Annotated in this window: 11 protein-coding genes and 1 tRNA gene; 5 read left to right on the top strand and 7 right to left on the bottom strand. The window is 68.0% G+C overall.

Annotated features, from left to right (window positions below; all coding sequences use genetic code 11):
- Window positions 1-148 precede the first annotated feature (148 nt).
- On the top strand, window positions 149-817 hold the full coding sequence (locus ACH34Q_RS10625; protein ID WP_395982650.1) for a transposase: 669 nt from the start codon (window positions 149-151) through the stop codon (window positions 815-817).
- Between the two features lie 455 nt (window positions 818-1,272).
- Here the strand turns inward: ACH34Q_RS10625 and ACH34Q_RS10620 are convergent, their stop codons facing one another.
- Together ACH34Q_RS10620 and ACH34Q_RS10615 are read right to left on the bottom strand one after the other, a co-directional pair.
- A complete protein-coding gene (locus ACH34Q_RS10620) occupies window positions 1,273-2,607 on the bottom strand; it encodes a tyrosine-type recombinase/integrase (RefSeq protein WP_395982649.1) in 1,335 nt (444 codons plus the stop codon).
- A gap of 218 nt (window positions 2,608-2,825) precedes the next feature.
- Entirely contained in the window at window positions 2,826-3,095 is a 270-nt protein-coding gene (locus tag ACH34Q_RS10615) for a hypothetical protein (protein WP_395982648.1), read from the bottom strand.
- A 490-nt stretch (window positions 3,096-3,585) separates the two neighbouring features.
- Between ACH34Q_RS10615 and ACH34Q_RS10610 the strand changes: the two genes are divergently transcribed.
- Both ACH34Q_RS10610 and ACH34Q_RS10605 read left to right on the top strand, forming a co-directional pair.
- Window positions 3,586-3,792: a helix-turn-helix domain-containing protein gene (locus ACH34Q_RS10610; RefSeq protein ID WP_395982647.1), complete on the top strand. Its 207-nt coding sequence runs from the start codon at window positions 3,586-3,588 to the stop codon at window positions 3,790-3,792.
- A 39-nt stretch (window positions 3,793-3,831) separates the two neighbouring features.
- The gene (locus ACH34Q_RS10605; RefSeq protein WP_395982646.1) at window positions 3,832-5,253 is read left to right on the top strand and encodes a tyrosine-type recombinase/integrase; all 1,422 of its coding nucleotides are present in this window, start codon (window positions 3,832-3,834) and stop codon (window positions 5,251-5,253) included.
- 183 nt (window positions 5,254-5,436) lie between these two features.
- Here the strand turns inward: ACH34Q_RS10605 and ACH34Q_RS10600 are convergent.
- Window positions 5,437-5,508, bottom strand: a tRNA-Val gene (locus ACH34Q_RS10600).
- Between the two features lie 77 nt (window positions 5,509-5,585).
- Complete coding sequence (locus ACH34Q_RS10595) at window positions 5,586-6,026, bottom strand: PGPGW domain-containing protein (RefSeq protein WP_395982645.1); 441 nt, start codon at window positions 6,024-6,026, stop codon at window positions 5,586-5,588.
- A gap of 306 nt (window positions 6,027-6,332) precedes the next feature.
- Here ACH34Q_RS10595 and ACH34Q_RS10590 point away from each other — a divergent pair, with 306 nt between their 5' ends.
- On the top strand, window positions 6,333-6,740 hold the full coding sequence (locus ACH34Q_RS10590; protein ID WP_395982644.1) for an SsgA family sporulation/cell division regulator: 408 nt from the start codon (window positions 6,333-6,335) through the stop codon (window positions 6,738-6,740).
- Here ACH34Q_RS10590 and sthA read toward each other — a convergent pair.
- Together sthA and ACH34Q_RS10580 are read right to left on the bottom strand one after the other, a co-directional pair.
- Complete coding sequence (gene sthA, locus ACH34Q_RS10585) at window positions 6,737-8,140, bottom strand: Si-specific NAD(P)(+) transhydrogenase (protein ID WP_395982643.1); 1,404 nt, start codon at window positions 8,138-8,140, stop codon at window positions 6,737-6,739. The two genes, ACH34Q_RS10590 and sthA, sit on opposite strands and share 4 nt — an antisense overlap.
- A 64-nt stretch (window positions 8,141-8,204) precedes the next feature.
- Window positions 8,205-8,810 carry a TetR/AcrR family transcriptional regulator gene (locus ACH34Q_RS10580; RefSeq protein ID WP_395982642.1) on the bottom strand — a complete coding sequence of 202 codons (606 nt, stop codon included), beginning with the start codon at window positions 8,808-8,810 and terminating at the stop codon, window positions 8,205-8,207.
- Between the two features lie 99 nt (window positions 8,811-8,909).
- Between ACH34Q_RS10580 and ACH34Q_RS10575 the strand changes: the two genes are divergently transcribed.
- Window positions 8,910-9,650 carry an SDR family oxidoreductase gene (locus ACH34Q_RS10575; RefSeq protein ID WP_395982641.1) on the top strand — a complete coding sequence of 247 codons (741 nt, stop codon included), beginning with the start codon at window positions 8,910-8,912 and terminating at the stop codon, window positions 9,648-9,650.
- A 79-nt stretch (window positions 9,651-9,729) separates the two neighbouring features.
- Here ACH34Q_RS10575 and ACH34Q_RS10570 read toward each other — a convergent pair whose 3' ends face one another.
- Complete coding sequence (locus tag ACH34Q_RS10570; RefSeq protein WP_395982640.1) at window positions 9,730-12,555, bottom strand: alpha-mannosidase; 2,826 nt, start codon at window positions 12,553-12,555, stop codon at window positions 9,730-9,732.
- Window positions 12,556-12,559: the final 4 nt, after the last annotated feature.

Below are 12,559 nucleotides of genomic sequence, written 5' to 3'. Positions count from 1 at the left end.
TGTCCTACGAGGCCACTGCTCGGAGATCCCGACGATCTAGGCCATCTACGGCCGTGAACCAGACTCCCCGCCAAAGCGTCCGAGGCCAGCAGCGCAGCAGGCGGACCGGGAAGCCTTCGACCGTTCGGCCTGGAGATGAAACCGTGGCATGACGCAGTGGATCTTTCTGGTCATGAGATCGCTGCGCGCGCTGGACATCGCCTGCGCCAACGCCGACGAACTGGCCGCCACTATCGTCGAGCAGGTCTTTGGTCGACACCCCGACGCCGCCATCATCAGCAGCTTCCCCGGACTGGGCCACCTCACCGGCGCCCGCGTCCTGGCCGAAATCGGAGATGACCGAGCACGCTTCACCAGCCCACGAGCGGTCAAGGCCTACGCCGGATCGGCACCAGTCACTCGGAACCTCCGGCAAAGCGCGAGCCTGATGCACCGCTGGGTGAAGAACCGACGCCTGGCCAGCGCGGGCTACCACTGGGCCTTCTCCGCCCTCACCGCCTCACCAGGCACTCACGCCCACCCTGTGGGTGCCGAAACTGCATCCGTGCAGGTGAGAGCCCATGCGGCTGGTAATCAAGCAGCGGGTGTAGTGGTACTGGTTGTTCAGCTCCGAGCAGCCTTGTGGGAGGTGGCCGGCGCGGCATGGCGGTCGGTTGTGCTGTTGCGATTGGCGTACCTGACGGTGACTAGCACCTTCGCGGTCCTGCGCCTGCTTCCGATGAGCGATCGGGACAAAGACACCAAGATTCTTGCGCTGCGGCATCAGCTCGCGGTGTTGGAGCGCCAGCTGGGCGAGAAAAAGGTGCGGTTCACCTAAAGCGCCCCGAGTTCAGTAGAGGCTCTCGCGCCATTGGCCCGTACTGATCATGTGTCGGCCGAAGCACCGACCACCCATCGAGAGTCGCGCACTACCACTCCCCTATGTGTGCTCCCGCTGCTCCCGCCGTCGGCCGGGGGCACCGGGAGCACGCAGGGTTCCCGAACCGCCCTGAACGGACATCAACGAGCGTCAACAACCGCCGCTGACCTGCGGTATCTCAAAAGCCACAGGTCAGTTGTGATCGCGGACTACCTTGACACGGTAGAGGTCAGCGACTTCGACCGGATCCCGCCTGTCACACCAGGCATAGCGCTCTGGAGGAAGGCCCCCGTCAGGCATGCGGTTGCCCATCACCGCGCCCGCTGCCGGGAAGCACATCCTCGGATGATTTTGGGTGAAGCGCAAGATCACCCTGCTCGTGCAGAAGGGGACGGGGACTCTCATGCTTCGACTCAGTCGGTAGGGCGTTTGCGGCTTCGGATCTTGTCGAGGGCGTTGAGGGCGGTGTCGAGGGTGTGCAGGTATCGCTCGGTGGTGGAGATCGAGCCGTGGCCCAGACGTTCCTTGACGACCTGGAGGTCGGCGCCGCCCGCGAGCAGCCATGAAGCATGGGCGTGGCGAAGGTCGTGGATGCGGACCTTGATGTCGAGGTCGGCCTGCTGCAGGGCCGGCTTCCAGATCTGGTTGCGAAACCAGGTGGCCGGGATGTGGCCGTCGGTGTCCCTGACCCGAGGTAGGCGGGGATCATCCTTGCCGTAGGCGCGTCGCTGAGCGCGGTAGGCGGCGACCGCATGCCTGCAGTGCTGACAGCGGCAATTGGCTGCGTTGTAGGCGCTCAGAGTGCCATGGCGGTAGCGGTGCCCCTTGGCGTTACTGTCGGTCCACCCCAGGGATTCCGGGTCGGCCACCAGGTCAATGCGGCGCTTGGCCGGGGTATCGGGCAGGTAGGAGAAGAGCAGATCGTCTTGCCCTAGTCCTTGCTCGTCGATGTGATCCTGGAGTTTGTCGACGATCTGCCGGCTGAGCTTGAAACGCCTCCATTCCTTATCCTTGGGGTAGTGCTTGACCAGGAAGCGTTTTCCCTCGGGGTGGAAATTGGGATTGAGTTCCACCCCGACCCTGGTGACGGTCAGGACCCGGGATTTAACCTTGAGATCACAGGGCCGCAACTCGGTGAGCTCACCCCACCGCAGACCGGCTTCGATATCGCTCTCCACCAGCAGCTTGGAATCGGCGCCGGGCAGCGCTCGGTAAAGCTGGTCGAACTGCTCGGGCGTGATGATGTCCAGCGGCTTCTCCGGGACGGTGGGAGTCCGCACGCCCTTGCAGGGATGGATATAGCTGACCTGGTCATTGAGCGCCGTCGTGAAGATCGCGCTGAGCACCACCTTGTTGTACCTGATGGTGGCCGGTGAGACGCCGTTCCGCTTCATGCGCTTGATCCACGTCCGGACGTGCTCGGGCAGGATGTCCATCATCCGCATGGAGCCGAACTCGGGCATGACGTGCTTGTAGATCGAGTAGTGGTAACTCTGCATCGTCGTGGGCTCGACCTCGTGGTTGGGCAGCCACGTCTCCTCGACGTACTTCTGGAAGGTCTGCCGGCCGCGCTTGAGGTTCATGTCCCGGCCCTTGCCGACCTCGGCCTCGGCTCGCTGCCAGGCCCGGTCGGCCTCCTTCTTGGAGGAGAAGGTACCGGCCGACACCACCCGCCCCTTGAGGTCTTCGTAGCAGGCGGTGTATCGCGGCTTGCCGTTGCGGCCCAGCCGCTTGAACGAGTACCCCATCTCATCACCACTCCCCCGAGTGATCGTTCGTTAGTGACTCGTTAGTGGACTCCGCACCATGCGGCGGCATCCAGCGTCACCACACATCACCAAGAATAGGCCTCTCACCTGCATGTTTGCAGTCGAGGTCGTGATCTGTCCAGGATGATGTGAACGCTCATAATCCACTGGGGGTCAAGGGGTAATGGGTTCAAATCCCGCCGTCCCGGCCAGCCTTTTCACATGCCAGAAGGGCTTCGGAGGTCATTCCCCGGCAGCCCTTTTTCGATGTTGAAAGTCGTTGAGGAGCTATACAGGGAGCCATCGTCACGCGACCAACGCCGACCCGTCTTTCCCCCCGTCATGGGCTCGGTCCTGCTCTCGCCGAACACTGCGTTGATCGCCGCGGCGCCCTTGGCGATCAACGACCGGAGCTGGTACCAGTAGACAGCCTCGGTGACCGCCATGGACGAGTGCCCGCACAGATCGACGATGTCCTCGATGGGCACGCCATCCCCTCATGATCGACACGAACGAGTGGGACTCCCCGATGCCCGCCTTCGGCGGTGATGAGCCGGAACACGGCCGCTTGGCTGCACTCTCAATGCGGCCGACGAACCATCAGCACTCCCGCATACAGCACAGTTCGGTGTTCCACCTCGACAGACCCCGGGGAGTCACTGTCTGCAGCCGAGCTCCGGCAAAGTTCGTCTCGGGACTAGGGACACCAGGGGCCTCACTCGACACGATCAGACCTGAGTGTAGTTGAGTGACTACTTTCGGTGTAGCATGGAGCGTATAGCGCTTCAAACATCGAGAAAGGTGTTGTCATGGCCCTGAAATGAGGCGTACGACCGCTCCCCTGTCGGACTGTTCGTACGCCACTTCGAAAGAGGTGGGCGTGAGCTTGCAGAACAGACCTGTCCCCCTAGAGCCCCGAGACCGAGGAGGCTCTGTACCCCCTTCAGCCAGTTCAGCCCGGCGGTCCTGGTGGCGCCGATGACGGGCGTCCGGTTGTACACGCCAGCCGAGGCAGCGAGGTTCTTGCAGGTGCGTGAGTCCTGGCTGCGCAAGAAGGCCAGCGCTCGCGCGATCCCCTGCACCTTCCTCGGCAAGCATCTGCGGTTCAGTGATGAGGACATCGACGCGATCGTCACGGCGGGCGCCAAGCGCCCGCGCACCGCTCATCGGCGCGATCGATGCTAGTTCGCGCTGTCAAGTATCCGAGAAGAAGAGGAGTCAGTCATGGCGTATGCCGAAAAGCGCGGGAAGCGGTGGCGCGTGCGCTACGCGCGTCCGGATGGCAGCACGGCCTCCGAGCCCGGGTTCGACACCAAGCAGGCCGCCCTCGCGTGGGGAGAAGAGCAGGAAGCTCAGATCCGGCGACATACGTGGTACGACCCTCGCGGCGGGGCCGCTTTACTGGCGGACTGGGTAGAGCTGTGGTGGTCAGGACAGGATCTGGAAGCGACCACCGAGGCCAAATACCGGTACCTGATCGACCGCCACATCGTGCCCACGTTCGGGAACCGGCCGGTCAACACCCTGAGCAGCCCGGAGGAAATCGTCGCCTGGGAGAAGCGCACGCGGGCTCATGGGTTCTCGTATCGGACCGCCGGTGACGCGCGCTCTCTACTGAGCACGATCCTCGGAGACGCCAAGGACCGAGGGTTGGTGGGGAGCAACGCGGCCGAGAAGCGGCGAGGGCGCGGGCGGAAGCGGACACGCCGTACGCTGGCGGCGCGGGGGCCTGAGAAGGTGTGGCCCACACCCCTCCAAACGCTGCTCCTCGCCGAGAGATGCGCCCTCCTGTCCGGGCGGGACGACGACTTCGTCATGATCGTGCTCACCGCGTACGCGGGCCTGCGATGGGGCGAGGTCTTGGGGCTGGAACGGCCGGCCTGCCGGCTCGACCGGCTTCAGATCGACTGGCAGCTCCATGAACTGCGCGGCAAGGTCGACAAGGTTCCCCCCAAGGACGATTCGTACCGGCATGTCGACCTTCCACCGTTCCTTGCCGGTCTCGTCTCCACACAGAGCATCCAGACCCGCGGGCGCTGCACGTGCCCGGGACGCGCCCCGGAGTGCGGAGGCTTGGGGCAGTACCTGTTCCTCAGTCCGGACGGAGGCCACCACCGGCGCTCCAACTACGCCCGCCGGATCTTTCAGCCGGCGGCGGACGGCCGGTACCCCAAGGGGACCCGGCAGACGGGAAAGCGCGTTCTGGCGGATACCACGAACTGGCCGGGGGTCCCGCTGCGGCCGTGGCCTGACGCCGTTCCCGGAGAGCCGTTCCAGCCACCTCGGGGCAAGGGCATTCCAGCGGTCGGGCCAGACGTTCCGGTGTCCGTCTGGCTGCCGCTACGGGAGGACCTCACCCCGCACGGGCTGCGCCACGGACACAAGACCTGGATGGCCGAGGACGGCATCCCTGAGATCCTCCAGGCCGAACGGCTGGGCCACACCGTGCCGGGTATCCGCGGCGTCTACACCCACGTCTCGGACGCGATGCGCGATGACCTCAAGGCCAAGCTCCAGCGACGGTGGGAGGACTCGCTGGACGAGCGACTCCGGTTCGGCCGGTCCTCCCCCGTGCCGATCCTCAACGAGCTACTGGCCAACGCCGCGAAGGGTTCGAGCCCGCCGCTCCGGGTCCTGAGCGCCTGAGGAACAGAAGTCGGGGTGGGCGGTCATCGGATCGCCCACCCCGCTTATGACTACAGAGAGTGGTCGTTCGGTTCCGTCTTTACGTGACCTCACTTGGGCGGGAGAAAGATGATCTCCCAAAATCCTCCCAGTTGATCACGAAGGCCCCTCCTCGGAGTCGAGGAAGGGCCTGTGTGGTGGGGGTGGGCGATACTGGGTTCGAACCAGTGACCTCTTCGGTGTGAACGAAGCGCTCTCCCACTGAGCTAATCGCCCCGGCGGAGCGCCTGTGCGGGCGTTCCGACGTGGAAGACTCTAGCGCATTCCAGGGGGCGTTCGTGCATTGAACGCGTTCAGTTCCAGGGGGTGAAGTCCCGGATGTCCCAGGGCAGCGCGAAGCCGTAGATGACGAGGTAGGCGATCACGGCGGCGCCGGCGAGGAGGCCTCCGATGACGCCGAGGATGGTGTTGCGCTTCTTGGTGCGCGGGTCGAGGGCCTTCTCCTTGGCCTTCTCGGCGGCCGCCCTGGCGCGGTGCAGGGCTCGCTGGGCCCAGGCGAACTCCGTGGCCAGGATGGCGAGGCCGACGATGATGCCGAGGATGCCCGGGCCGGGAGCGATCATCATGAACACGCCGCCGGCCAGGACGGTCGCACCCACGGTGAAGACGCCGATGCGCCAGGTGGTGTTGAGCAGCGCGTTCCGGCGGACGTACTCGCGGAACCTCACGAAGACCCCCGGGGCCTCGGCCTCCTCCGGAGGGACCGCAGCCGCTTTTTCTTGGTTAATCGCCACGGTTTTACTCTAAGCCACGACGTGGCCGTTTCGGGCCGAGGGCAACCATCGGGGCGTGTCCGATCGTCACATAGGGCAGGGAGGAGTGTCCGGGGCGGGGAGCGGCGAGCCATACCGTTTGATCCGTTTTTGCCCTGGTCAGATCATGTTTTTGCGAGCGTGAGTTAGGTCACATTCACGGGGGGTGACGGAATGTTGAACCCCGGGCCGTCAGTTAGGCGTCATAGATCGCGGGGACATCCGAATGAAGGAGAGCTCCATCGGAACGCCCGCGCGCAAGCGGGACCGACGACCGAAGGATCGAGTATGAACAGCAGCACCACAGTCTCAGCGGAGCTGGGCCTTCGACTCGTCGTCCCCGACCGCACGACCGTCCCCCTGCTCGCCGGGGTGGAGTACGCGGCGGACGACCCGTACGCCATCCGGATGGCTTTCTATGTCGGTGAGGACGAGCCGGTCGAGTGGATCTTCGCTCGGGAGCTGCTCACCGTCGGGATCGTGCGCAAGGTCGGGGACGGCGACGTCGAGGTGTGGCCCTCGGGCACCGACGACGACACGTTGCACATCGCGCTGTCGTCGCCGTTCGGCAACGCCCTCTTCGAAGCCCCCCTGTCGGCGCTGGCCGAGTTCCTGCACCGGACGCACGAGCTGGTGCCGGCCGGACGCGAGGCCGACTACATCGACATCGACAGCGAGCTGGCGAACCTGCTCTAGCCGGTGAGGCGGGCGATGTGGCGCATCTTGTTCATCGCGTCCAGCGCCGCGACCTTGTAGGACTCGGCCAGCGTGGGGTAGTTGAAGACGGCGTTGACAAGGTAGTCCACCGTCCCCCCGCACCCCATGACCGTCTGCCCGATATGGACCAGTTCGGTGGCCCCCGTGCCGAAGACGTGCACGCCGAGCAGCCGCCGGTCCTCGGGTGAGACCAGCAGTTTGAGCATCCCGTACGAGTCGCCGATGATCTGGCCGCGGGCCAGCTCGCGATAGCGGGAGATCCCCACCTCGAAGGGCACCTTGGCCTCGGTGAGCTCGTCCTCGGTACGGCCCACGAAGCTGATCTCCGGGATCGTGTAGATCCCGATGGGCTGCAGCTCGGGCATCGCGTGGACGGGCTCGCCGCAGGCGTCATGGGCGGCCAGCCGGCCCTGCTCCATCGACGTGGCGGCCAGCGCGGGGAATCCGATCACGTCGCCGACGGCGTAGATGTGCGGGACCTCGGTGCGGTAGTGCTCGTCGACCTTGATCCGGCCGCGCCGGTCGGCGGCCAGCCCGGCGGCCTCCAGGCCGAGGTCCTCGGTCATGCCGTGCCGGCCGGCGGAGTACATCACGGTGTCGGCGGGGATGCGCTTGCCGCTCTCCAGGATGGTGAGCGCGCCGTGCGCCATCCGTTCGACGGAGGCCACGGTCTCGCGGAACCTGAACGTGACGGCCAGGTCGCGCAGGTGGTACTTGAGGGCCTCGACGACCTCCAGGTCGGCGAAGTCCAGCATGCGCTCGCGGCGTTCGACCACGGTGACCTTGGTGCCGAGGGCGGCGAACATCGAGGCGTACTCGATGCCGATCACCCCGGCGCCCACCACGACCATCGTCTCGGGGATGCGCTCCATGTTGATCATGCCGTCGGAGTCGATCACGGTCCGGTCGTCGAACTCGACGGTGTCGGGACGGGCCGGGCGGGTGCCGGTGGCGATCACGATCTTGTCGGCGGTGACCTTCTGCTCGCGGTCCTCGCCGTCGCCGATGCCCACCGTGTGGGGATCGAGGAAGTGGCCCGTGCCGGCCAGCACCGTGACCCGGTTGCGGGCGAGCTGGCTGCGGATGACGTCGACCTCGCGGCCGATCACGTGCTGGGTCCGCATCCCGAGGTCGGCGACCGTGATCTCGTCCTTGACCCGGTAGCTCTGGCCGTACAGCTCGCGCTGGTTGAGGCCGGTCAGGTACAGGACGGCTTCGCGCAGGGTCTTGGACGGGATCGTCCCGGTGTTGATGCAGACACCGCCCATCATCGTGCGGCGGTCGACGATGGCCACGTTCCGGCCGAGCTTGGCGGCGGCGATGGCCGCGCGCTGCCCGCCGGGCCCGGATCCGAGCACGAGAAGATCGAAGTCGTTCACGTCCCCCAGTCTTACCGGGGACGCGCCTCCGCCATAAGCCCCTTCAGGGAACCAATCCGTCCACTCACGGCCCCCCGAGGCCGGTCACCAGGTCGTCCAGGCCGGCCTTGACACGGTCGAGGTCCATGCCGCGCGTGTGCCGCTGGTACCGGAACAGGTTGGCGGCGAACGGCGCGAGCAGGGCGTCGGCGAGGTAGCCGGTGTCGGCCTCGGGCCGGATCCGCTCGAGCAGGGACGCCAGGTGCCGCTGGTAGAGCGCGTACCAGCCGCCCACGAACCGCGCGTCCGGCGAATCCATCTCGGCCATCTCCAGCAGCTCCGACTGGGCCTCCGTGCGGTCGGCGAGGGCGTGCAGGAACGCGCGCAGGCGGTCGAGTGGCGGGATGTCAGGCCCCGGGCCGAGAGGCGGGGGCCCGTGCAGGAAGCCCTGCTGGAACTCGCGTTCACGCTCGTCGACCACCGCGTACACCAGCCCCGCGCGGTCGCGGAAGCGCCGGTAGACCGTGCCGACGCCGACTCCGGCCGCGCGGGCGACCTCGTCCATCGACAGGGCGTCGGCCCCGCGGGACGCGATCAGCGCGGCCGCGGCGGCGAGGATCCGGCGTCGGTTCTCGGCGGCGTCGGCCCGCTCGGCCGGCGGGCCGCCGAGGACGGGCAGCTCTCCGCTCATGGGGCCAGCTTAGCGGAGCACTCTCCGGATCGCGGTTGCTAAGTGGAGAGCTTTCCGCTTACGGTTCAAGCGGAGAGTTTTCCGATTATGGGGGGGATCATGAGCGAGCCGACGGGAAAGACGGCCCTGGTGACCGGTGGCGGGCGCGGCATCGGTGCGGCGATCGCGCTGCGGCTGGCCCGCGAGGGCGCCGATGTGGCGATCACGTACCAGCGGGACGCGGAGAGCGCGGGCAAGGTCGTACGGGAGATCGAGGCGTACGGGCGGCGCGGGCTGGCCGTCCGGGCCGACTCGGCCGATCCCGACGCGGTGGTGCAGGCCGTGGACCGTACGGCCCGGGAGCTGGGACGGCTGGACATCCTGGTCAACAACGCCGGGATCGCCCCGTTCGGCCCCTTGGAGGACGTCCGGGTGGAGGACATCGACCGGACGCTGGCCGTGCACGTACGGGCCGTGTTCGTCGCCTCCCAGGCCGCCGCCCGGCATCTGGGGCCCGGCGGGCGGATCATCAGCATCGGCAGTTCGCTGGCCGAGCGGGTGCCGTACGCGGGCTGGACGCTGTACTCGATGAGCAAGTCGGCGCTGCTCGGCCTCACCCGCGGCCTGGCGCGCGATCTCGGCCCGCGCGCCATCACCGCGAACGTGATCCAGCCGGGCTCGATCGACACCGAGATGAATCCCGCCGACTCCCCCGAGGCCGATCTCGAGCGCGGCTTCATCGCTCTGGGCCGGTACGGGCGCGCGGAGGAGGTCGCCGCCATGGCCGCGCACCTGGCGGGGCCCGGCGGGGACTACGTGACCGGTGCGGCGATCGCCGTCGACGGCGGCGTCACGGCCTGACCTTGCCGGCTCGGGTCGAAGAGCCGCGAAGGCCGGTGTTCGGGTACGGCTCCGCGGGCGTCCGGCGGAGCCGTACCGGCTAGCGGCGGAGCCGGAGGGTGGCGATCTCCCAGGGACGCAGCGGCAGCGTGACGGTGCCGCCGGGGCCGACGTTCAGGTGGTCGCCGGGACCGCCGCGAAGGCCGGCCCGGGTGGCCTGGCTGAAATCGCCCCTGACGAACGCCGTCGTGGCGGCGGGCTGCTCGGCGACCATGCGGACCTCCAGCCATCCGTCCCGTTCCCGCAGGCTCGTCATGACCACGCCCGGGCCGCCGACCTCGATGCCGGACCGCGCCGGGGGCAGCGGAGCCGTACGGGGGCCGTAGCCGGGGGCGGACAGGAGATCGTGGCGGTACGACTCGGCCGCCATCAGGACGTCGTTGCCGGGCGAGGCGGTCCGGTACGGCATGATCGCGAGGCCGACCGTACGCTCGCCCCTGCACTGGGCCAGGGGCGTGGCGAGCTGCGGGCCCGCCGGCTGGTCGCGATAGGCGTTGCGGTCGCGGGACAGGTAGCCGACCGAGCGGAGCAGGGTCAGGGCCAGTTCACGGCCCTGGTCGGTCACTTCGTACTCGGTGACGTGTTCGAGGAGTACGGCGATACCGCCGGCGGCAACGAAGCTTGAGGCGGGGTAGGTGGGGATGGGTTTTTCTCCGAAACCGCCCTCGGCCGCTAGTCCGCGTTCCACTATCGCGAACTGTCCCTCCGCGAACGACGACTGTGCCTGTTGCGGCAAGGGCAGGTGCATGCGCACGCGGTGGTCGTCGCAGCGGTTGTCGAACGTGACCCAGAGGCGCAGGAACGGTTCTCCTGCACGCAGTTCGGCCCGTGTCGTGACGACGACGTCCTCTTCGGCCTTGGAACGGATCCCCTGCTGCGCGTCGCATGCGGCGGGCCAGCGATAGGTCCGTACGACGTCGAACGCTCCCACCAGCGGCCCCGGCCAAACGGGCTCGACCTGAACGAAGGCGGGGCTTTCGACAAGGCGGTCATGGCGCGGGGGCGCGTAGTTGTAGGTGTCGCCTAGGTCGCCCCCGTCCACGAGCCGTCCGAGGCCCTCCAGGACCTCTCCGTGTGGGGTACGCAAGGTCAGGGTGCCGTCGGGCCGTACTTCTACGTGCAGGAGCCCGTTGTCGAGTGCGACAGCCTCCGTCTCCGCTTGTACGGGCATGTCGAACGGGACCGCGACCTCTTCCGAGGAGGAATCTGCAGGGCCGACCGTCGTGTAGCCGAGGGGCGGTGTCTCGATGAGGGCCGCCACCGTACAGCGCGGGTCCGCGAGGATGCGCACGCGCCAATCGCCGGTGGCGCCGCGCAGGCTCTCCTTGACCTCGGCCACCGAGAACGGCCGCTCCGCGCGGCGCGTGACATGGAACGTGATCGTGCGGTCGTCGGGCGATACCGACCAGTCCCGGATCTCCTGCCCGAACAGCACCCTGCCGTAGATGCGTTCGAGCACCACCGGGAGGTCGGACGCGGAGTGCACGGCGTCGTCCAGGACGGTCGGGGCGGTCTCCAGGGTCTGGGTCGGGATGCGGCGTCCCGCGGCGGTGCGCAGGACGGGGTGGCCGCGGGCGTCGACCGCGCCGGCGTCGACGGGCACGTCCAGGGTGACCAGGCCGGTACGGGGCGTCGGGCTCGGGTTGAAGACCAGATGGCCGTCCAGCGGCACGGCGGCGGCCCGCTCGGCCGTCACCAGGTCGCAGACGGCCCGCCCGAGCTGCTCGGCCTCGGCCATCCGCGCCGCGACCTGGCCGGCGGTCTCGTCGCTGCCGCACCCGGTCACCGAGTCGTGGCAGCTGACCTCGATGAGGCGGCGCCAGGCCATGTCCAGGAAGCGCCGGGAGGCCCCGGCGTGCCAGAGGGCCGCCAGCGGCTCGGCCTGCCGCTCGACGAGGCGCTCGGCGCGGCCCATCGCCTGCTTGAGGTGGACGCGCGCCGAGATGACGCCCGGAAGGATGTTGGCGCGCGCGTGCGAGCGCAACTCGCCGCGGACGCGGGTCAGCCCCTGTACGGAGGTGTCCTCGCCCGCGAAGTACCCGCCGAGGGTGTCCAGCCGCATCGACATCCCGGCGGCCGCGATCTGGTCGGCGAGGTCGGCGGCGGGCGCGGTGTGGTCCGCCCCGTACATCGCCAGCAGGGCACCGCCCCCGGGACGCCATGGCCGCATCCGCACGATGAATTCCGCCGCGTGCCTGTAGAGCGGGGGGACGCGTCCGCTGTCGCGGGGCAGGGCGTGCTCGAACATCCCGGCGGCGTTCCCGTAACCGCCTTCGGGCAGGTACGTGGTCCGGATGACCGAACCGTCCGGGGACTCCCACCCGAAAGCGTGGCGCCGTACGGACGCGGGTACGCCGCGCCATACGCACGCGTGCGCGATGCCCGCCTGGCGCAGGATCTGTGGCATCTGCGCACAGTGGCCGAACTGGTCGGGCAGGTAGCCGACCTCCATGACGGCCCCTAGCTCCTCGGCTCTGCGCATGCCGAGTTCCAGGTTGCGGACGATGTTCTCCCCCGAGCACAGGAACTCGTCGTGCAGGATCTGCCACGGCCCTACCGCTAGGCGGCCTTGCCGTACGAGGGCGGCGAGGCGCTCGCGATGCTCGGGGCGTACCTCCAGGTAGTCGTCCACCGCCGCCATCTGGCCGTCCAGGGTGAAGCACCAGCGCGGGTCGAGTTCCATGCGTTCGAGGACCTCGTCCAGCAGCGACACCAGGCGCAACCGGAATCGCTGGAACGGCAGATACCACTCGCGGTCCCAGTGGGTGTGGGGTACGACGACGATCGGATCGGCCGCCTCGCCCGTATCGCTGGGCGCGGTGGCCGGTTCGTCAGCGTCGGCGCCCGCTTCGTTTGCCTCGCCCATGCCC

It is taken from the genome of Actinomadura sp. 9N407 (assembly GCF_044326315.1).
Classification (GTDB): Bacteria; Actinomycetota; Actinomycetes; order Streptosporangiales; family Streptosporangiaceae; genus Spirillospora.
The sequence above is the reverse complement of the archived record's forward strand: the minus strand, read 5'-3'. Positions and strand labels throughout refer to the sequence as shown.